This is a genomic window from Streptomyces sp. NPDC020965 (assembly GCF_044333555.1).
Taxonomy (GTDB): Bacteria; Actinomycetota; Actinomycetes; order Streptomycetales; family Streptomycetaceae; genus Streptomyces.
Genome location: NZ_JBIRRE010000018.1, coordinates 47,225 through 66,803, shown reverse-complemented (window position 1 = coordinate 66,803; position 19,579 = coordinate 47,225). Strand labels below are relative to the sequence as shown.

Below are 19,579 nucleotides of genomic sequence, written 5' to 3'. Positions count from 1 at the left end.
AGACGGCGGCTCTGCCCGTACCTCTCATGTTTAGGAGAATTGTGCGACATCGCAGAAAAACAGGTCTGGCTCTCGTGGCCACCGCGGTTTCCGTGGTCCTGACGGCGGGATTGACCGGCCCGGCAACTGAGGCCGGTGCGGCGGACGGACCCGCACGGACCACCGGGGCGCAGATGGGCCAGCAGCACCGGATCACCCTCATCACCGGCGATCGTGTCCTGGTCGACCCGAAGGGTCGGGTCACCGGACACGAACAGCCCGAGGACCGCCGGGGGATACCGCTGCGGATCCGTACCCACGGCGGCAGCACCCACGTCATCCCGCTGGACGCCCAGCGGCTGATTGCCACCGGCAGACTCGACCCGAGGCTCTTCGACATCACCGAGCTCAACAAACCCGCGAGCCGCGCGGCCTACCGGAAGGGCGTCAAGGCGATCGTCGGCTACCGGGGACCGTCCGCGGAGCCCGCCCGTGCCCGGGTGCGTGCCGCCCAGGACAGCCCGGTACGCGCGACGTTGACGGCCCTGAACGCGGACGCTGTCACCGCGCCGGCGGACGGCGGCTCCGGTCTGTGGAAGGCGCTGACCCGGCCCGGCCGCGGCGGCACGGCGGCCACCGAGGTGGGCGTCGAGCGCATCTGGCTCGACACCGTGCGCAGCGCGAGCCTGGAGAGCAGCGCCGGACAGATCGGTGCGCCCGCCGCCTGGCAGGCGGGATACGACGGGACCGGCGTGAGCATCGCGGTCCTCGACACCGGCATCGACGCCGCTCATCCCGACCTCGCGGGCCGGGTGCGGTCGGAGCGGAACTTCAGCGACGCGCCCGACGCGAAGGACCGCCAGGGACACGGCACCCACGTGGCCTCCACCGCCGCGGGCACCGGGGCCCGGTCGGACGGAAAGTTCAAGGGCGTGGCCCCCGGCGCCCAGCTGCTCAACGCCAAGGTTCTCAACGACGCCGGCTTCGGCACCGATTCGGGGATCATCCAGGGCATCGACTGGGCGGTGGCCCAGGGCGCGGATATCGTGAACCTCAGCCTCGGCTCGCGGGACACCCCGGGCATCGACCCCTTGGAAGCGCAGATCAACAAGGTGTCGGCGGACACGGGCGTTCTCTTCGCCGTGGCCGCGGGCAACAGTGGTCCCCAGGTCGGCACGGTCGAATCCCCGGGCAGCGCCGACGCCGCTGTGACGGTCGGGTCGGTCGACGACCAGGACCGGCTTGCCAGACTCTCCTCCCGCGGTCCCCGGACGGGGGACGGCGGACTGAAGCCGGATGTCACCGCGCCCGGCGTGGGCATCACCGCCGCCGCGGCCTCGGGTACCGGGCAGCCGGGAGACCCCGCGGGCTACACCTCGCTGGACGGGACATCGATGGCCACCCCGCACGCGGCCGGCACCGCGGCCCTGCTCAAGCAGAAGCACCCGGGCTGGAACGGCGCCCGGCTGAAGGCCGCGCTCACCGGCTCCGCGGTGCCCGGCGCCCACACGGCCTATGAGCAGGGTTCGGGCCGGATCTCCGTCGAGGGGGCCCTGGGCCAGAGCGTGTTCGCCGAACCGGTCTCCTTCGACTTCGGCACCCAGCGGTGGCCGCGCCACGACGACAAGCCGGTCACCCGGAACGTCACCTACCGCAACCTCGGAACCGCGCCCGTCACCCTCGACCTGGCCGTCGAAGCCGCTGACCCGCGAGGACGCCCGGCCCCGGCCGGATTCTTCACCCTCGATACCTCCCGGGTGACCGTGCCGGCCGGGGGCACCACCTCCGTCGGCCTGACCGCCGACACCCGGGCCGGCACCGTCGACGGACACTACTCGGCGGCCGTCATCGCGGCCGGCGGCGGCCGGACCATCCGTACCGTCGCCGCCGTCGACCGGGAGATCGAGTCCTACAACCTGACCCTCCAGCACATTAAGCGGCCCGGAAGTGAGAACTGGGCCACGGATCTGCTCGGAGTGGGCGGACTCGCCGACACGCTGCGCTTCAGCCCGGATCTGTCGGCCGGAACCGTGACCCTCCGCGTTCCCACGGGGGAGTACGTCCTGGAACTGATCGACAGGAACGGTGTCACGAAGGCGCTGGACCAGATGGTCCAGCCGAAGCTGACCGTCGTGAAGGACACCACGGTCACCCTGGACGCCCGGACCACCAAAACGGTCGACATCACCGTGCCCGACTCCCGGGCCGTGCCCGTGCAGTGGGACGTGCAGTACCTGGTGGAGCGGGGCGCTCACGGCGCCGGCAATGCTCTCGCCACAGGCGTGGGGACCGACGAACTGCGGACCGCGCATCTCGGGCCCGAGATCACCGACGGCTCGCTCCGCCAGATGTGGCAGAAGCAGTGGATGCGGGGTACCACGGACCACGGAGCGTTGTTCGGCGGTCCCGTACGGCGGCTCGCATCCGGCCTGACCAAGCACTACACCACAGATGAGATGGCCAAGGTGCAGGTCGGACAGGGCTCCTCCGCACCGGGCAAGAGGAGCGAACTGGTCGTGCGGGGCCACATCCCCGGCAGGGGAGACTGGGTGTGGATGCCCGCCGTGCAGCCCGCGCCCGCCACACGGACGGTGTGGCTGTCCACCGCCGACCATGTCACCTGGGACATGGCGAGTTACCACCTCGGCCCGGATGGCGCCGACGGTTGGCCGACGCTCGAAGGGACCTACGTCTTCCCGGGCCGGAAGACCTACCGGGCGGGGAAAACCTACCGGGAGCAGTTCAACACCGCCGTCCACAGCCCCCTTCTGACCGGAGAGTCAGGCGTCTACCGGGATGGTGACACCCTCCAGGGCACTCTGTCGCTCTTCGCGGACGGCCAGGGCAACCCCGGTTCCACCCCGTTCGCCTCGGTCGACACCGTCCTGCGCCGCGGCAAGACCGTGGTCTCCCGCAACCAGGACCCCCTTGACGGCACCGGCAGCATCATCGTGCCGCCCGGCAAGGGCACATACACCCTGGCGAACACCGTCACACGCGCCCCGGACATCGCCAAAGCGGCGGGCCGGATCGACGCCCGGTGGACCTTCCCGTCCGAAACCACCGCCTCCCGCACCCGGCTGCCCGTCTCCACCGTCCGCTTCGGCGCGGCGGTCGGCCTCGACGGCACCGCGCCGGCGGGTCGCGCCCAGGTGGTCCCCCTGACCGTCCAGGGCGCCGCGGCGAACGGAAACCTCTCCTCACTGGAGGTGACAGCCTCCTACGACGAGGGCGCCACCTGGCAGAAACTGCCCGTGACCGGCGGCGCGGTCACCCTCAGGAACCCCGCCCAGGGCAGAGCGGTCTCCCTCAGGGCAACAGTGGCCGACAAACAGGGCAACCGAGGATCGGTGACCATCCACAACGCGTACCACGGGAAGTAGCCCGACGCCGACCGGCCGTCCGCGCCACGTGACAAGTCGACGGATTACAGAGCCTGCTGGGCACCGTGCTGCGTACCCGGCTCTCTGACCGGTGAACCAGTGAATTCCTCGCTGCCCACCCTGCGGGAACGGGTGTTGAGATCGGAACCGGTCTCAACACCCGCTTCGATCGACCAGCCTTCCGACGGCCCTTCTGGCTCGTCCGTGCCCGGGGACGGCTCCTCTGCGGCCGAGTCGTCTTCGGCCCTGGTGGCAGGTCCGGGCGGGGCGTCAGCCGCAGTTGGAACGGAGTCGTCCGTGGGGACGGAACGGTCGTCAAGGGTGATGGTGATCGGCTCACCGTTGACGGTGAGGTCGGTCAGGCTCTTCGATCCGCTCGTACGAGGTGGTGGCACGCTCCCGGTCACCATCGCTGGCGGTGTGCTTGACGGAGTGCAGGTGATCAGCAGGGCGATCGGTGACAACGCCGCTGTAGGCCGCGGCGCGCAGTCGGGCGACCTCCGCACCACTCTCCTCCATGAGCACCCGGCCATACGGGGGTTGCCGGGAGAGGCGGCTACGATCGGCATGGTGATCATGTCGGGGCTGGTCATGGCCCGACGCCGCTGAGAGGTCGCAGCACACTATCCGGAAGTTATCGGATCAGCCCACAAGTAATGCGTTTGGGCGAATATATTGCGCACGGTGATCGGCTGTCGCGGTATGACTGATATCAATCTTCGTGCGCTCGAATCCGAGCCGAGCACCCTCCTTCCCAGGCCGCGCGTGAAACACGCCCGACCTGTGTCGAGAATGGAGTCCGCGCATGGGAATCACCCTCCGCAAGCCCTTCGCCCTTGTCGCCCTGGCGGCGACGGCTTCTCTCCTGCCGGCCGTTGAGGCCGGGGCGGCACCCACCGCCCAGCAGGCCATGAGCCCCGGCCTGTACTGTCTCGCCAACGCCTGGGGCACTCCGGACGTCTCCAGCCGGCCGTGCGACACCAACGACCCCGGCCAGCGCTGGACCGTCTCGGGCAACCAGATCTCGCTCACCGACGCCCCTGGCTACTGTCTGGCCAACGCCTGGGGCACTCCGGACGTCTCCACCAAGCCGTGCGACCCCAAAGATGAGGGTCAGTACTGGGACGTGACGGGCCAGCGGATCTCGCTGAACTACGCCACCGCCTACTGCCTGGCCAACGCCTGGGGTACCCCGGACGTCTCCAGCCGGCCGTGCGACACCAACGACCCCGGCCAGCACTGGGTGGTGTTCAAGGACCAGATCAGCCTGGCACTCGTCTGATCCGCACCACCGTGCCCGGGGCAGGAACAACCCTCCCCGGGCACAGCCGTGCGCCGGTACCGATGAGGAACCGGACGTTCGGGCGCCGGTCCGCCTTCCGGGCTTCCCCGGCGATCATCCGCTGCGCCGCGGCGACGTCGGTGTACTTGTCGTCCCTGCCCGCGCGGGGGTGTTCCCGCACGGGATGTCGCACAGCGGCGACGGCGCGCGCTGCCGAACCGTACGGTATTCGTGCGACTGTTCACATGGGGCGGTCGGTGGGCGAGGGACGGGGTGGGGACCATGGCAGGGATCAATCGGCGGAGTGTGCTCGGCGGTGGAGCGGTGGTCGGGGTGGCCGTTGTGTCCGGGGGCGTGTACACGGCCGCGCGGGCCGCCGTGGCGGGTGTGAATCCGTCCGTGTCGGGCGAGGCGGCCCACGTACGCACGCTGCGCAAGGCGCTGGACGACGCGGCGGCCGGGATCGCGGGTCCGGACGGTGTCGACAGCGCGGGGCGGATCATCGTGAAGGCCGGGTACACGGGCGTACCGACCTACACGCTCCTCAACACCCTCGTCATCGGAGGCAATACCCTCCTGGACGCGACGGGCGCCCGGTTCGTCGCCAAGTTCGGGACGGCCAGCCAGGAGTACAAGCTGGACGGGACGAACGACCACTCGCCCACGCCCGTGTACCAGGTCGATGGGCAGGGGTTGTTCACGGCGCCCATCGTCGTCGGGGCCAAAGCCGCCACGATGCTGCTCAACCATGTGCCCGCCGCGACCACCAAGGGGTACGCCGCGCCCGGCAACATCAAGATCAGGGGCGGCGAGTGGGACCCCATCTCCGCCTACGTGTGGCAGGACACGGGGGCCGCCCGCGCCCGCGCCGACAAGGCTCCGCCGATGAACGCCCTCACCTTCATCCACACCCAGGACATCGAGATCGAGGGCGTCACGGTCTACAACGTCAAGTGGTGGCACGCGGTCGAACTCAACGCCGTGCGACGGGCCGTGGTCCAGGACTCCTTCTTCAAGGGCTGGGTCGAGAACCCGACCGCGGGGCTCTGGCAGGGCGAGGCCGTCCAACTGGATCTGCCGAGCGCGAGCAGCACCTGGGCGGGTGCGGTCGACGGCACGCCGACCGTGGACGTGCGGGTCGTGCGCAATCACGTGGCAGCCTCCGGCTCCCAGCCCTCCTGGGCGAAACTGATCGGATCGCACACCGGCGGCGCGAAGGCCGGGCAGGTGCACGCGCGCGTGCTGATCGAGGGCAATGTGGTGGACGACGCCAAGTGGGACGCCATCGGCCCCATGAACACCACCGCGCTGGTCATCCGGGGGAACACGGTCAACAGGGGATGCGGCGGCATCTACGTCAGCCCGATGACGGCGAAGACGCCGGGCCGGCCGCCGGTACCCGTCGCCGCGAACCCCCTGAACGGGGTGGAGATCACCGGCAACACGGTGACGGTGGCGCGCAGCGCGGCGGGCGTCACTCGTCACGCGGTGCGGATCAACTCGGTGAGCGAGGGCGGGTTCGACTCGAAGGTGACGGACGTCGTGGTCACCGGCAACACCGCCACCGGCGACAGCGTCAACGGCAAGCGCTACTCCTACGGCCCGCTGGTGGAGTTCCGCGCCGGAGTTCCACCGCAGAACGACTGAGCCCGACCGGCTGCGCGCCGGCGATTACACCGGCGTCACGGTCCTCGACGAGACAGCGACCAGGCCGCCGGACCGTTATGGCCTACCGCATCGCGTACGCATCGCAGGCCGAAACCGCAGCCGGAAACAGCCGGACGACTTCTCCCCGAACAGCGCCGCGCCGCCAGTGTCCAGCCAGCCGCATCACCAACCTGTTGCTCACCAACCCCTTCCGTCTCCGATGGAGGGAGCGGGAATACCTCAACACGGCGACTCAAAAATGCATCAAACGCTCAGCCAGGCAACGGCACACACGAACAATGACCGGCGGGCTGGTCGGTGGGAACGGCGCTGCTCGTCAGGCGGTCCCCCAGTGGGGAGCCGCCACACGTCCGTACGAGCGTGTACGCAGCGCTGAGGAAGATCACAACTCCAGCCGCGAGCCAGAAGACCAACGCCCCAGAACCGTAGTCACGAACGGTAAGACAAGCAGCATCACGCCAGCAAGGGCGCCGAAGGCCGAGATCAGAGCGCTGATGCGGTTTGTCACACGGACATCAGCAACGACAACCTCGGCCCGCTGAAGTGATTCACGCGATAGGTGCGTGCCGAGCCGGTACGGCCCCTTGGCCCCGGCCCACCAGTACGTCCGGGGCGAGCGCGTTTCGCCGAGGGATGTCGTGCAGGTCGACGCGGACGGTCATCAGCTCGGTGGTTCCCATGACGCGTACGACGACGGCGTTGAGGGCGCGCAGGGGGTGGAAGCGGCCGAGTTGCCGTTGCCGCGCGTAGGGGTCGTCGTCGGGGAGCAGTTGGGCTGTCCCGTCTCTCCAGACGAAGCGCCAGCCCTGGCGGAGCCTGACACGGACCTGCGCATTCTTCTGGATGTTGCGCACGTACCCGGCTCGTCGGCCGTGTTCGGCGATGACCCAGAAGGTGTCTCCCTCAAGCCCGTTGCCGACCGGGGTGGTGCGGCGCCGGCCGCTGACGCGTCCGCGGGTTTCCAGCAGGGCGTAGCCCAGCGGCATCAGCCCGATGCGCAGCAACAGGCGGATGGGTGGGTTGAGCAGGTATCGCTGTACGGGGGTGATCAGGGCACGCTTGAACCGTGTGCTGGTCAGTGTCAGGGCGATGTTGGCCGCGAGGGCGACGCTGAGGACGGCGGGCAGTGCGGCGCCCTGTGGTGCGGTGGGGTCGATGAGCCACCAGGCCCACACGAGGCCGGCCGCGATCGTGGTGGCGGTGAGCAGTCCGAATGCTCTAGGCGGATTAAATCGATTATGTCCCATACGACTGTATTGTACTCTCATGAGTAAATCGCGTCAGGTGGAGCTTGCCGATGCTCTGCTGCATATCGCCGCTACGCGCGGGCTCGACCAGGTCAGCGTGCGGGAGGTCGCCTCCGCCGCGGGGGTGTCCATCGGAGCGGTGCAGTACTACTTCTCGACCAAGGACGAGATGCTCGCCTTCGCCTACCGGCAGGTGGTGGACCGCACGCGCGCTCGCATCTCCGGCCTGGAGCCCGTCGCAGGACGCCGGCAGGCGATGGGTGCCGCGCTGCGGCAGCTCCTTCCGCTGGATGCGCAGCGCCTCGCGGAATGTCGTCTCTACCTCGCCTTCGCCGCCCGCGCCACGACCTCGCCCACGCTTGCCGCCATCCAGAACGCGACCCTGACCGCCATCCACGAGGAGCTCCGGCAGACACTCGCCTCACTCCCCACCCCTCCCTCCGGTCACCCCGTGCTCCATCCGGCCCGGGACGCCAAGCTGCTGCTCGCACTGGTCGACGGCCTCATGTTCGACGCGGTCACCGCTCCCGCCGCACTGCCTCCGGCCATCGCGGCCGAAGTCCTGGACATCTATTTGGAACGGCTCCTGCCAGGCAGTCACTGACCACATCCCCCTCCACGCATCACGTCACATGGGACAGGCGGCTCCAGCAGTGGTCCGTACCGGAGAGCCCGTAGTGAAACGCCGCAACCCCCAGCAGCCATCGAGCCTGTGGTCCGGTGAGACCGCTGGGTCGATCGGATTGCGCCCGACGGGAATCCGCGCCAGCACCCTGCTCGTCTCGGCGTCGACCCCTGCGACCTGTTGCCACTCCGGTTGGTCACATACGCCACGGTCGGCCTCGGCAGCCACCTGCGGCTTCGCCGCCACGGGCACGCTCTGCGGTCCGATTGCAGATCGCGGAGTATCCCCCGCCGTAGACTCCTCGCAGCTAGATTCTCCGCCGATAGGGAAAAGCTGTTGCCCGCGGCAGTGGGCGGGACGACCATGACGAGGATGTCGGATCTACTTGAGCGCGTGACCGCCTTCCGTGCCGCCTTTGCCCGCCGCCAGGCTTCGGAGACCGTCGAGCTGCCCGGGGCCTTCGCCGTCCGCGACCCGGACTTTTTCCACTCCCAGGAGCACAACCAACTGATCGTCCACGTGGCTTCGACTTCGGCGAGGGGTCTCATGGTCACCGCTGGGTCGACACCAGGCGTTTCCGGCTGTCGTTCAGGGTTCCGGACGACCGGGATGTGCTGGCCGCCTTGATCGAGCACACTCCGGAGTCGTTGGAGCTCATGTCAAGTGAATCATTCCGTGGAGTCCGATGAGCCTGCACCTGTATTTCTGAGTAGTTTCATGGTCCAGTCTCGTTGCTCGGCGGTGTCCGGGACGGTAAGCCCGCGAGCTCGTTCCAGATGAACCCAGGCGGTGTTGGGTTGGACGCCGTTGAGGACGAGGAGCGCGGCGGCGAGGAGGGACGAGCGTCCGATGCCGGCCGGGCAGTGGGTGACGATGTGTGCGCCGTTGTCCAGTTGGTCGGCGAGTCTGCTCAGAGTGGGCAGGATCGTGGCGAGATCGGGGGTCGGTACGGTCGGGGATGGGTATCGCGATGAACCGAAGTCCAGCGCGGCTTACCTGCCGGACGGCTTCCCCGGCGACGCGACCACGTCGGCCACCACATTGACCGCGACATCGGCCGGGTTCGAGGAGTCGATGCGCCACCCTTCCTGACGTTTGCCGGGCTTCTCGAACCGGACTGCCTAACACGTTGATGCGTGGTGACTGGTCCCCATGCCGCAACGGTGTCAGGGAAAATGTGTCGACAGCCGTTCTCAAGACCGGCAAAGTGGCTGCCCGTGACGAGTAGTGAGCTGTGGACCCGTGAGACCTCCGACCGCTACGACTCTGAGGAGACCGAATCATCCTCGGCTGCCGTTCTCGAACCGACTGTCGCCTTCCTCGCCGAGCTTGCCGGAGATGGCCGGGCCTTGGAGTTTGCCATCGGAACCGGACGAGTGGGTGTCCCGCTCCGGGAGCACGGCGTGCCGGTGGTGGGCATTGAACTGTCCGAGCACATGGCAGGGGTGCTGCGGCGCAAGATCGACGAGGACACGCTCCCGGTAGTCATCGGGGACATGGCCACGACCATCGTCCCCGGCGAGTTCACCCTGGTCTATCTCGTCTACAACACCATCACGAACCTTCTCACGCAGGACGAGCAGGTCGAGTGCTTCCGCAACGCCGCACATCATCTGCAGCCCGGCGGCCGATTCGTCATCGAGCTGGGTGTGCCGCCGTTGCGGATCCTGCCGCCCGGCCAAGTCGCTGTGCCGTTCGACGTCTCCGAGCAGCATCTCGGCTTTGACACGTTCGACCTGGTCGAGCAGATGCTTGTCTCGCACCATTTCACCCGCGACGGCGACGAGGGCCGCTACCGCCGCGACAACTCCCGGCACCGGTATGCCTGGCCGGCAGAGCTCGACCTGATGGCGCGGATCGCCGGGCTCACGCTAGAACGGCGCGTCACGGACTGGGACGGTGCACCGTTCACCCAGGACTCCGCGAAGCACATCTCCGTGTGGCGCAAGCCGGCCTGAGGTCGGCTGCCGTGCTGACGACGTCAGCAGTGCCTGCCCTGCTGACTCGTATTTGGTCAGGGCTCTATGGCCAGGTCGCGGTGTCGGGGTCGATGCCGTGGGCCCGCGCGCTGGCGTCGATGAGTCGACGGAACCACGTGGCGAGGCCGGGCGCGAAATGCCGTCGTAGTGGGCAGCGAATCCTGGATCGGACTCGTACCTGGGACCGAGACAGACCTGCATCTGTCGGGTGCGGGGAAAGTACGAGGCGAAGACTTCACGGTGCCGCTCGACGAGTCGATTCGCTGCTGGGCTGCCGGGTGTGACGCCGGCGTCCATCGCATTCCGGAGGGCGCGGTCGAAGCCGGCGATGTCGTCGGCGATCGGTCAACAACAGGCCGCGCTCGTGGTCGTGAGCGTCGGACCGGGATCGGATATTCGGTGTTCTGCCTGCCCATGAGGACACAAGATGGTGTGCATGACTGTGACTACCCCCGTACTGCACACCGCCCGCCTGCGACTGCGCCCCTTCACTGACGCCGACGCGGACTCCCTCTTCGCGCTGCACAGCAGCACGTACGTGATGCGCTATTGGGACTCCCCGCCCTGGAACGCACAGGACCGCGCCGGGCGCTTCATCGCGAATTGCCGGAAGATGGCGGACGAAGGCACCGGGGCGCGGGTGGCCATTGACCGTGCCTCTGACGGGGCCTTCGTCGGCTGGTGCGGTCTGACCGGGTGGAACCCGGGTTACCGCAGCGCGTCGTTGGGCTACTGCCTCGACGATGCGATGTGGGGCCACGGCTTCGCGACGGAGACCGCGCATGCCGTGCTGGAGTGGGCATTCGACGCACTGGACCTGAATCGAGTTCAGGCTGAGGTCGATACGCGCAACGTGGCGTCTGCCCGGGTCCTGGAGAAGATCGGATTCGTGCGTGAAGGGACATTGCGGGAAGACTGTGTCGTGAACGGTGAGGTATCCGACTCATGGGTGTTCGGGTTGATCAGGCGGGAGTGGCGGCCGTCGGCTGTGCCGATCCCAGTTCACGAAGTGCCGCGATAGTCCGCTTCTGGTATCGGCCGCATCTGGAGTGGTCGAGGGAGCCCCCGACGGACGAGTCGTTCCAGGCGGGAGCGGGCGGCGGCGACCGAGCGGGCGGTCCGGTTGGTCGGGGAGGCCCTGGCCGGGTCAGCGCCCCCCGATGCGGAGGGCCCGCAAGACCTCTCGGGTGGCGTTCCCGATGGGCCGAAGGACTGCCCGGATCGCCCGGCCGATCGGCGCGAGTAGGCGATTCCAGATCGGGAGGAGCACGGCGTGCCACAGCCACGACAGCGGGCGCACGATCAGGAAGTTGAGCACCGTGGTCGACACGCCCCCCGCGAACCACAGCGCCCCAATCAGTGCGAACGCGACCGGGGCCAGCACGTATCGCCCGACCGGGGCCAGCACATATCGGTACAGCAGTGCGCCAGGCTTGATCAAGAGGTATCGCATCAGGAAAACGAACGGTGGCCGCAGTAGCCGCTTCACGACCCAGGCGATCGCGTTGCCGATCGGAACCAGCAGATAGCGGGCGACGAACGTGAGGACCGGGCGTAGGAACCAGTCCCACAGCAGGATCTTCAGGCCCTTGAGGATCGGGCGCAGGAACCAGGTCCAGCACAGGATCCGGATCCCCTCACCGATCAGCTTGAGCAGTTCCCACAGCAGGCGCAGCGGGACCACGACGATCACCGCGATGATCCGGGCCGGCCAGTGGATCACCGCGTACAGGCGGCTTTCATCGGGCTCTGCCCGGCGGGGGCGGTGTTCGGTTGCGTTCACCCGCCCAGATTACTGAGCTCGTAGGCATGGTGTCGGGTAGGGCTGACAGGCTGATCGTCGCGGGTGTGCCTCAAGGATACGGTTCTACGGCGCGAGGGGGCGGACGCGGTCCCTAGAGGCCGTTCGTGGAGCTTTCCCTTGGAGGACCGGGACCGGGACCGAGACCGGTTCGCGGCCTGCTGGCGTGCGAACCTGACCATGCGCCAGCTCGCCCCGTCGTCCGGGGGTTTCAAGTCATGGCAGTTGTACTACGCCACGAAGGTAGGCCAGGGCCCCCTGGCCTACCAGTGCCGCACGAATGTGTGGGCGTCTGCTCGTGGCTGCCATAGGACCGCGTGATGATCTCCATGCCTCACCCAACCGGTGACCGACACGAGATGCCGCGCCCGTGGTCCTGGGCAACACCGCTCAGAGTGTCGAGGGCCGCACTCAGTTGCCGCCTCGGAGGGTACGGAGGAAAATGTCCGTCTTGCCGTTGGTGTCGCCGGGCACGATGTCCTCGGCCACGGACTCGAAGACGATGTGGCGTCCACCGGTGCTGACGGCGTCGATCCCGGCCGAGGCGGGCCGGTCGGTGACGGACTCGTCGGTGCCCGTCTCCAGGTCGCGCAGGGTGAGCGGTGCCGGTCCGGTCGTGCCGGACGGTGTGTGCAGCAGGTAGCGGCCGGTGGGGTCGATGGCCACGCCCCTCACGCCGGGTACCGGCAGGGCGGTACCGGAGACGGTGTCGTGTACGTAGGTGTCGGCGCCCGAGCGGTAGACGACCTTGCTGCCGTCGTCACTGAGCTGGATGAGCTCGGCCGCCTTGCCCGGACCCTCGATGGGGCCAGCGGCGGTGTTGCCGGCCCAGTCCCACAGGAAGACGTCCTGCTCCCCACCGTCCTGGTAGGCGAGACGGGTGCCGTCATTGCTGATGGACGGCCGGACCGGTGCCAAGTTGTGAATGACATCGATGGTCTGCAAGCCGCCGGTGTCCGGTTTGCGGACCTCGATGCGCTGGTTGGTCTCCGGGTGCCTGAAGCTGACACTGAATGCCTGGTGGCGATCGTTCGCACCCATGGCTGCCTCGCAGCTGCGCAGCGCGCACGTGTAGGCCATCGACCACCCCATGCTCAGGTGGTACTGGTAGAGGGCCATGTTGTTGAACCTGGGCCCCAGGAAGGCGACGACCTCCCCGTCACTGCTGAGCATCGGCGGCGCCAGCGGATACGCGCGGAACTGCCGGTTCTGCCCCGTTGCTAGCTCGCGGACGAACACGTCCTCGTTCCTCCCCGTGTCGCCGGGGCTGAGGTTGTTCGCGTACGACGAGAAGACGATGCGATGGCCGGCGGGTGCGATCGACGCATCGGAGGAATCGTCGTTGGCCTGAGTACCGTCGGCCGCGACACTGACCCTCTCGACACCGACCTGGCGGACGCCCCCCGCATCCGCAGGCTCGGCCGAGGCTGCTCCGGGTAAGACCGCTGTGATCGCGCAGACCACGGCCGAGCTCAGGACGGCCCGCCCACGTCTGATGGTGCCCCGGTTCGTGTTACGTCTCATTTTCTCCCCAGGCAGCTTCCGCCCCCGGCACCTCACCGGAGGACCAGCAGCATGCAACCGCGACGGCACCGTGTGGTCAATGCTTCCACGCGGCACGTGATCTGCCAGGGGCGCGGTTTCGGTCATATGCGGAGCGATCCATGCAGGGTCATCCCCGGCCGGCGCGGGGCCAGTCAGGCAGTCTGACGGCAGCGTCCTGACTCGCCGGGGCAGCTCCTCACTGCGGCCGCACCCGACTGCCCGGTCACGCCCACGCGGTGGCGTGCAGAGGGGCCGCCACCTTGAGGGCAGCCCGGGCCAAGCCCGGCGCCGCTCGACGGGCCGGGCTTGGCTCGGGCTTGATGATGTCTTCGGGCTGGTCCCATACGACTGGGGGATGCTGAGGCTGCCCGGTGGCGCAATCCCCAGGCGGCGGGTCGACCCGCGCCGTTGTCGGACCGGATGCGGCCGAGACTGGAGCAGTCCCCGGGTGGGTGGACCCTGGCGGGCCTCGGGCCGCCGGCCGGGCGGCACCACACCGCGAGACGCTCACCCTTCGGATATCAGAAAATCTCGATCCGAATCACCTTGTGGACGTGGCCGGGGTTCCACGAGCCCCACTTTCCGAGGGTGACGTTTTCGAGCACCGGGTTGCTCAGACTCCGCTGAAACTGGAGTTTCACCCTGTTGTTGCCCGACTCGACCCAGTTGACGCCGTAAATGGCGACAGCCATAGACCCGCCGTTGGCGAAGCAGAGAACGCTCTGGCCGTTGTTGTTGTGGATCTCCAAGAAGTCGGTCTGGTTACAGGGCACGCCGCTGATGAGCGTGGAGAAGTCGTCGGTCGGTGCACTCGCGACGGCGGGTACGGCTGCGGTGGCCAGGACTGCCATCGTGGCGGCGGTGATTCCGAGAGTTCGGCGTAAGGACTGCTTCATACTTCCTCCTTCTCTGGTGCGGACATGTGCCCGCGCGTTAGTGGGCACATCCAGCTTTTCGGGAACCCTTCGCGCATTCCGCGCCCATGGTGGCCCCCAAGGTGGTCCGTTCCGAATTGAGTGAACCTCCTGCTTGAATCGGGCGATATGCGGTCTCGGTTGCCGCTCGCGGCGGGGCCACTGTCCCCTCCGAGGGACAACACGCGCCCCCTCATGCGGCACCGTCAGATCCAAGAGCCGTGAGGAATCCGGTGCGGTCGTCCGAGGACGTGCGTCCATGATCGCCGTCGCTGTACCGCCGTCGCATCGGCGAACATCGCCTATCACCAGGAAGACTTACGTAAGGCGGTCCCTGGGGTCAGGGCAGTGACAGGTCGCGTAGCTGACGGCGGGACGTGATGTGGAGCTTGCGGAAGATGTTGCGCAGGTGGGCGTCGATGGTGCGCGGGCTCAGAAACAACTGCGCGCCGGCCTCCTTGGAGGTGACCCCGGTGGCGACCAGCCTCGCGATGTGCAGCTCATGGGCGGTGAGCGCATCGGCCGGTTGGGCGGTCCGCTGGTAAGTCTGCCCACCGGTGGCGCGTAGCTCGCGGGCGGCGCGGGCGGCGAATCCCTCCGCACCCATGTCGGACAGCGCCTGGTGAGCGATACGGAGCTGCTCACGGGCATCCTGACGGCGGCGTTCGCGCCGTAGCCACTCGCCGTAGACGAGGTGGGCGCGCGCGAGATGGGAGATCATTCGGCAGCGGCCGAATCGTTCGATCGCCTCGCTGTACGACTCTTCGGCAGATGGCCCGGTGCTGGTCAGCGCCCGTGAGCGGGCCGCAAGCCCGAGGGCCCACTCGGTTCCGCTGGCTCGGGCTCGCGAATTCAGCAAGGTCACGGCGGTGGTGGCGCGGTCCGGCTGGTTGCTGCGGACAGCCGCCTCGATCAGCTCGGGCAACGCCATGCTGCTGTGGACCAGCTCGTCGGACTCGCACGGCGGTACCGCGGCGGCGAGGGCGGCGTCGTAGTTTCCCTGACCGTTGTGCAGCACCGCCAGGGCGTACTGGGCCAGACCGACCGGCATACCCTCACTTCGCCCGGTGGCCTCCTGGACAATGACGGCGTAGAGCTCCTTGACGGCGGCCTGCTGGCCGCGCCAGGCCGCCAGCACGATGTCGTTGCTGGGCAGCGGCGCGGCACCCGTCGCCCGCATGTACGCGGTGGCCTCGGCGCCCAGCTCGGCGGCTCGGGTGAGTCCGCCGGTGAGCACGAACACGGCGGCGAGGCAGTTGAGAGCGGAGGGTAGCGCGGCCAGCGCCCCGGCCTCCCGGGCGAGGTGGACGCGGCGAGCGGCGAGCGTGTGGAGCGTCTCGTCGTCCCACAGTGCCATCGCGACGCGGCACCCCAGCAGTAGCCAACGGCTGTCCGTACCGTCTCCCTCCGCCTGGCGAGGATCGTGACCGTGGCCGCCGAGTGACGTGAGCGCCCGCCGCAGGATGGGTACGGATGCTTCGTACCCGCGTGTTGCTCTGGCCACCAGCCCTTCGAGGAAGAGGTCCACCACCCGTGGCGGTGTCGCCGATGCCGGCGCGGGCTGGGCGGCTTCGGTCAGCTCCAACACCCGGCGGCCGGACGAGCCGGGCAGATGGGAGGATTCCAGGGCGTGCAGGCAGGTCTCGCGGGCCAGCGTGGCATCCAGCGGAGCGAGCTGCTTCACGACGTCCAGCAGCATCCCGGGTACGTCGTCACTCCCCGTCGTGTGCAACGCGATCTGGGCACCCAACAGCTTCACCCGGACGCGTTCCACCGCGGGCAGCGGGCCGGTCTCCGCGAGGGTCAGCAACTCCAGAGCGGCGTCGGGCGAGCCGGCCTTGTGCTTGGCGTGCGCGGCGCACAGCGCACGGCGCGCACGGTCACCGGGCTCGGGCGTCAGCACGACCGCCCGTTCCAGGAACGCGGCCGCCGCGGCCAGCCCGCCGCGGGCCCGTGCCTGACCGGCTGAGCGCTCCAGATCCGCGGCGATCGTCTCGTCAGCCCTGAGCGTGGCCTGAGCACGGTGCCAAGCGTGGCGGTCGGGCTCGGCCCGGGGGTTGGTCACGGCGGCCAGCGCGAGGTGCACGCGGCGGCGGTCGGAGCGTGCAGCGGTCCGGTAGACCACCGAACGCACCAGCGGATGGTGGAACCGCACCCGGGTGCCGACCTCCAGCAGCCCTGCCGTCTCAGCCGGTGCGGCCGCGTCAACGCCGATGTCGAGCTGCTCGGCCGCGTCCCACAGCAGTGTCGTGTCGCCGAGTGGCTCGGCCGCCGCGACCAGCAGCAGCAACCGTGTATCGGCCGGCAGGTCGCGCGACCGGCGCTGGAAGCACTCCTCGATCTTGCGAGGCACGCTCAGCTCGTTCGGTAACCCGAATCCGCCCGCCAGCTTCGCCGGCTCCGCGCTCAGGGGAAGCTGCGTGAGAACCAGCGGGTTGCCGCCCGCTTCGGCGATGACCCGGTCACAAATCCGCTCATCCAGCGGCGCCCTGACCGCCGTGGTGAGCAACTTCCGTGCGTCCGTCTCACCGAGCCCGGCCAGGTCCAGCTTCGGCAGACCAGCGAACGTGCGTGCGTCGCCGGGGCCGTCGTCGGGGTCGCGCAGCGCGAACACCAGCCCCAGCCGCTCGGCCTCCACCCGCCGCGCCACGAAGGCAAGGATCTGCGCGGATGCCGCATCCAACCACTGCGCGTCATCCACCAGACACAGCAGCGGCCGTTCCTCGGCGACCTCGGCCAACAGACCCAAGGTGGCGAGCGCCACCAGGAACCGGTCCGGGGAGTCGCCGTCGCGCAGCCCGAACGCCACTCCCAAGGCCGTCTGTTGCGGATGGGGCAACGCACCCAGCCGGTCCATCCATGGCGCACACAACCGGTGCAGGCCGGCGAACGCGAACGCCATCTCGGAGTCCACGCCGGCCGTACACTCCACCCGGAACCCCGACGCGACACCGTGGGCATGCTCCAGGAGTGCGGTCTTACCGATACCGATCTCACCGCACACCACCAGCACGCCACTGCGGCCCGCCCGCGCCCCGGCAACTAACCTCTCGATCGCCTTGCACTCTGTGCCTCGGCCCACAAGCATCTCTTGGCTCCCCCCAGGAGGCGACGGCAGACGGTCGGCCGGACTGACGTCCCGTCTGTGTCCGTCTCCCGCCCGGCACCCAAAACTATGCGGCCCCCGTTCCTGTTGGCCGATTGTCGGCCAGCGGGAAGCCACCTTGCCGGGTCTGGTCCCGCAACGACCGTCCGACGCCCGGCCGCCGCCATCCCTCCTGTCATTGACGGCGGTGGGGTGCCGCCCGCAGCCGCCCGGTACGACGGAACCGGATGAGCGCCCGGACCGTCAGACGGCCATGAATCGGAGAACGGTACGGATCCTCCTGGGCCTGGCGCTGTCGGCCGGGCTCCTCAGCGCCTGCACCGGAGCCGACCCGGTGCGGAAGGCCGCCGAGCCGACCGGGTCCGCCCCGCCGTCCCCCGCGACCGCCCGCACGCCCCCTCCGCTCCGATCGGTGCCCTTCACGCTGCGTACGCACTGCGGGGTCACCGAGACCCGTATCGGCGCCGTGTACTACGAGGCGGACCCTCCGCTGACCGACGGCTCGGGCAACCCTCCTGACGGCTGGGACAACCCGGACCAGGAGGGCACGATGACCACCCGGTCCGCCACGGAGGCGGTCTTCACCGACGACGCGGGCCATGAGGTCATCTTCCGCGCCCGCCCGGGGGCGAAGGAATTCAAGACGCCCTGCGTCAAGTAGCCGCCCAGCCCCGCCCAGCCCCTTCCAGTCCCGGGCCTTCCGGCGCGGCCGGTGGCTCGCTCCGGGCGGTGTGCGGATGGCTGCGGAGCTCAACTCGTCGGTCGTGCACTGCGTCTGTGCCCGCATATACCCAGCAGCCGGTCTCCCGGCGGCACGAGCCGCCAGCCGGGGGAGCGCTTTCCGGGTGCCTGGCGACGGGTGTAGACGGCCATCGACGTGACGGAGCACGCATGCGCAAGACGCTCACCGGATTCATCTCACTCGCCCTGCTGCTGGGCACGGCAACGGCGGTCGGAGCCGCCGACGGGGAGGTGGCCGGGCAGGAGCCGGGGGGGGCAGGCGGTGGGCGCCGACATCAAGGACCGGATCTCGGCCATACCGGAGATGCGGCTGATCAAGGAGGAGCCGTACCCGGGATACCGGTACTTCACCTTCAGCTATGAGCAGCCCGTGGACCACCGCGACCCGAACGGCGCCAGGTTCCCACAGCAGTTCACCCTGCTGCACCGGGACACCAGCCGGCCGACCGTGTTCCACACCGGGGGCTATGAACTGAACCCCCAGTTCCTGCGGAGCGAGCCGAACGCCCGACAGATGCTCTTCGTGAACGGTGAGTACGACCCCTGGAGCGCGGAGTCCTTCCGCCCCGGCAGGGACGCACGTGACCGCCATGTCCTCACCGCCCCCCGTACGCACCACGACGCCCAGATCAAGGACCTGACCGTCAGCGACAAGGAGTTCCGTCCAGCCAGACGCGGGCGATGCCGGATGCGGTGGTGCGGGAGCCCTCGGCCCGGGCGTGAGTGAGCGCCTTCCAGAGCCCGGAGAGGTCCGCGTGCGGTGTGGTCAGCGCGTCGGCGTTGAGGGTGCGCAGGGTATGCCGCACCGCGGTGCCGTCCGATCCCCGCACCCGCGCCCGTGTCTCCGCTGTGCTCCGCGCTCCCGTATGCTCCGACGCTCTCCCCGGGGTGGCGCCGTTATAGCCGACGATGACCCGGAGCCCGTCCTCCCGGACGCTTTCGCCGAGTGCGGTGAGGTCGAACAGCCGCTGGTCGAGGCGGCCGTCGGCGAGTGGTTGCCGGGCGTCGATGGGCACCACATAGGTGCGTCCTCCGGCAGACCAGGTGTGCATGGGTATGTGCTCGCGGCCCGCCGCGCGTTCGACGGAGATGACCCGGTGGCGGGCGTCGACGACGACGCGGTCCCCCGTGATCAGGGTGATCCGGCGCTGGGCCGGCCGGCCGGCCGCCACGGTGTCCACCTCGACGGACGCCACTGGGCCGGTGTTCGTACGCTCTTCCGCTGCTGCCACCGGGCTGGTCAGGCCCGAGAGTAGGGCCGCGGCTGTTGCCGTGGCGACGGCGGTCCCCCCGAACGTGCCCCCCCGAG

General features: G+C 69.0%; 16 protein-coding genes and 2 pseudogenes. 10 read left to right on the top strand and 8 right to left on the bottom strand.

The window, feature by feature from the left end:
* Positions 1 to 74 precede the first annotated feature (74 nt).
* The 4 genes from ACH4S7_RS35125 to ACH4S7_RS35110 all read left to right on the top strand — a co-directional run bounded on the left by ACH4S7_RS35125 (position 75) and on the right by ACH4S7_RS35110 (position 6,291).
* The gene (locus ACH4S7_RS35125; protein WP_398525471.1) at positions 75 to 3,362 is read left to right on the top strand and encodes a S8 family serine peptidase; all 3,288 of its coding nucleotides are present in this window, start codon (positions 75 to 77) and stop codon (positions 3,360 to 3,362) included.
* 297 nt (positions 3,363 to 3,659) lie between these two features.
* Positions 3,660 to 3,971 (top strand): hypothetical protein, encoded by a 312-nt coding sequence (locus tag ACH4S7_RS35120; protein ID WP_398525470.1) that lies wholly within the window; start codon positions 3,660 to 3,662, stop codon positions 3,969 to 3,971.
* A gap of 196 nt (positions 3,972 to 4,167) precedes the next feature.
* Entirely contained in the window at positions 4,168 to 4,644 is a 477-nt protein-coding gene (locus ACH4S7_RS35115) for a ricin-type beta-trefoil lectin domain protein (protein WP_398525469.1), read from the top strand.
* 282 nt (positions 4,645 to 4,926) lie between these two features.
* A complete protein-coding gene (locus ACH4S7_RS35110) occupies positions 4,927 to 6,291 on the top strand; it encodes a hypothetical protein (RefSeq protein ID WP_398525468.1) in 1,365 nt (454 codons plus the stop codon).
* Between the two features lie 569 nt (positions 6,292 to 6,860).
* On the opposite strand, the gene ACH4S7_RS35105 is transcribed toward ACH4S7_RS35110, so the two are convergent.
* The gene (locus tag ACH4S7_RS35105; RefSeq protein WP_398525467.1) at positions 6,861 to 7,559 is read right to left on the bottom strand and encodes a nitroreductase/quinone reductase family protein; all 699 of its coding nucleotides are present in this window, start codon (positions 7,557 to 7,559) and stop codon (positions 6,861 to 6,863) included.
* 19 nt (positions 7,560 to 7,578) lie between these two features.
* On the opposite strand from ACH4S7_RS35105, the gene ACH4S7_RS35100 reads away from it, so the two are divergent.
* Positions 7,579 to 8,163, top strand: a complete 585-nt coding sequence (locus tag ACH4S7_RS35100; protein ID WP_398525466.1) for a TetR/AcrR family transcriptional regulator — start codon at positions 7,579 to 7,581, stop codon at positions 8,161 to 8,163.
* A gap of 689 nt (positions 8,164 to 8,852) precedes the next feature.
* On the opposite strand, the gene ACH4S7_RS35095 is transcribed toward ACH4S7_RS35100, so the two are convergent.
* Entirely contained in the window at positions 8,853 to 9,098 is a 246-nt protein-coding gene (locus ACH4S7_RS35095; RefSeq protein ID WP_398525505.1) for a hypothetical protein, read from the bottom strand.
* Positions 9,099 to 9,401: 303 nt separating this feature from the next.
* On the opposite strand from ACH4S7_RS35095, the gene ACH4S7_RS35090 reads away from it, so the two are divergent.
* A complete protein-coding gene (locus tag ACH4S7_RS35090; protein ID WP_398525465.1) occupies positions 9,402 to 10,142 on the top strand; it encodes a class I SAM-dependent DNA methyltransferase in 741 nt (246 codons plus the stop codon).
* Positions 10,143 to 10,206: 64 nt separating this feature from the next.
* Here the strand turns inward: ACH4S7_RS35090 and ACH4S7_RS35085 are convergent.
* Positions 10,207 to 10,505 (bottom strand): annotated as a pseudogene (locus tag ACH4S7_RS35085) (TipAS antibiotic-recognition domain-containing protein); the annotation flags it as partial.
* 94 nt (positions 10,506 to 10,599) lie between these two features.
* On the opposite strand from ACH4S7_RS35085, the gene ACH4S7_RS35080 reads away from it, so the two are divergent.
* The gene (locus ACH4S7_RS35080) at positions 10,600 to 11,184 is read left to right on the top strand and encodes a GNAT family N-acetyltransferase (RefSeq protein ID WP_398525464.1); all 585 of its coding nucleotides are present in this window, start codon (positions 10,600 to 10,602) and stop codon (positions 11,182 to 11,184) included.
* Between the two features lie 126 nt (positions 11,185 to 11,310).
* Here the strand turns inward: ACH4S7_RS35080 and ACH4S7_RS35075 are convergent, their stop codons facing one another.
* Complete coding sequence (locus ACH4S7_RS35075; protein WP_398525463.1) at positions 11,311 to 11,946, bottom strand: hypothetical protein; 636 nt, start codon at positions 11,944 to 11,946, stop codon at positions 11,311 to 11,313.
* A 78-nt stretch (positions 11,947 to 12,024) separates the two neighbouring features.
* Between ACH4S7_RS35075 and ACH4S7_RS35070 the strand changes: the two are divergent.
* A pseudogene (locus ACH4S7_RS35070) lies at positions 12,025 to 12,183 on the top strand (IS5/IS1182 family transposase); the annotation flags it as partial.
* A gap of 192 nt (positions 12,184 to 12,375) precedes the next feature.
* Here ACH4S7_RS35070 and ACH4S7_RS35065 read toward each other — a convergent pair.
* The 3 genes from ACH4S7_RS35065 to ACH4S7_RS35055 form a co-directional block, all read right to left on the bottom strand.
* On the bottom strand, positions 12,376 to 13,488 hold the full coding sequence (locus ACH4S7_RS35065) for a hypothetical protein (protein ID WP_398525462.1): 1,113 nt from the start codon (positions 13,486 to 13,488) through the stop codon (positions 12,376 to 12,378).
* Positions 13,489 to 14,030: 542 nt separating this feature from the next.
* Positions 14,031 to 14,405, bottom strand: a complete 375-nt coding sequence (locus tag ACH4S7_RS35060; protein WP_398525461.1) for a beta/gamma crystallin domain-containing protein — start codon at positions 14,403 to 14,405, stop codon at positions 14,031 to 14,033.
* 358 nt (positions 14,406 to 14,763) lie between these two features.
* Positions 14,764 to 17,511, bottom strand: a complete 2,748-nt coding sequence (locus tag ACH4S7_RS35055) for an AAA family ATPase (protein WP_398525460.1) — start codon at positions 17,509 to 17,511, stop codon at positions 14,764 to 14,766.
* Between the two features lie 271 nt (positions 17,512 to 17,782).
* Here ACH4S7_RS35055 and ACH4S7_RS35050 point away from each other — a divergent pair, with 271 nt between their 5' ends.
* Complete coding sequence (locus ACH4S7_RS35050; protein ID WP_398525459.1) at positions 17,783 to 18,190, top strand: hypothetical protein; 408 nt, start codon at positions 17,783 to 17,785, stop codon at positions 18,188 to 18,190.
* 342 nt (positions 18,191 to 18,532) lie between these two features.
* Positions 18,533 to 18,997 carry a hypothetical protein gene (locus ACH4S7_RS35045; protein ID WP_398525458.1) on the top strand — a complete coding sequence of 155 codons (465 nt, stop codon included), beginning with the start codon at positions 18,533 to 18,535 and terminating at the stop codon, positions 18,995 to 18,997.
* On the opposite strand, the gene ACH4S7_RS35040 is transcribed toward ACH4S7_RS35045, so the two are convergent.
* On the bottom strand, positions 18,915 to 19,466 hold the full coding sequence (locus tag ACH4S7_RS35040) for a hypothetical protein (RefSeq protein ID WP_398525457.1): 552 nt from the start codon (positions 19,464 to 19,466) through the stop codon (positions 18,915 to 18,917). The two genes, ACH4S7_RS35045 and ACH4S7_RS35040, sit on opposite strands and share 83 nt — an antisense overlap.
* Positions 19,467 to 19,579: the final 113 nt, after the last annotated feature.

Excerpts from the sequence above, each read along its gene's own strand:
- ACH4S7_RS35115 (WP_398525469.1), top strand. The coding sequence starts at position 4,168 with ATGGGAATCACCCTCCGCAAGCCCTTCGCCCTTGTCGCCCTGGCGGCG.
- ACH4S7_RS35110 (WP_398525468.1), top strand. The coding sequence starts at position 4,927 with ATGGCAGGGATCAATCGGCGGAGTGTGCTCGGCGGTGGAGCGGTGGTC.
- ACH4S7_RS35105 (WP_398525467.1), bottom strand. The coding sequence starts at position 7,559 with ATGGGACATAATCGATTTAATCCGCCTAGAGCATTCGGACTGCTCACC.
- ACH4S7_RS35100 (WP_398525466.1), top strand. The coding sequence starts at position 7,579 with ATGAGTAAATCGCGTCAGGTGGAGCTTGCCGATGCTCTGCTGCATATC.
- ACH4S7_RS35080 (WP_398525464.1), top strand. The coding sequence starts at position 10,600 with ATGACTGTGACTACCCCCGTACTGCACACCGCCCGCCTGCGACTGCGC.
- ACH4S7_RS35065 (WP_398525462.1), bottom strand. The coding sequence starts at position 13,488 with ATGAGACGTAACACGAACCGGGGCACCATCAGACGTGGGCGGGCCGTC.
- ACH4S7_RS35060 (WP_398525461.1), bottom strand. The coding sequence starts at position 14,405 with ATGAAGCAGTCCTTACGCCGAACTCTCGGAATCACCGCCGCCACGATG.
- ACH4S7_RS35055 (WP_398525460.1), bottom strand. The coding sequence starts at position 17,511 with ATGCTTGTGGGCCGAGGCACAGAGTGCAAGGCGATCGAGAGGTTAGTT.
- ACH4S7_RS35050 (WP_398525459.1), top strand. The coding sequence starts at position 17,783 with ATGAATCGGAGAACGGTACGGATCCTCCTGGGCCTGGCGCTGTCGGCC.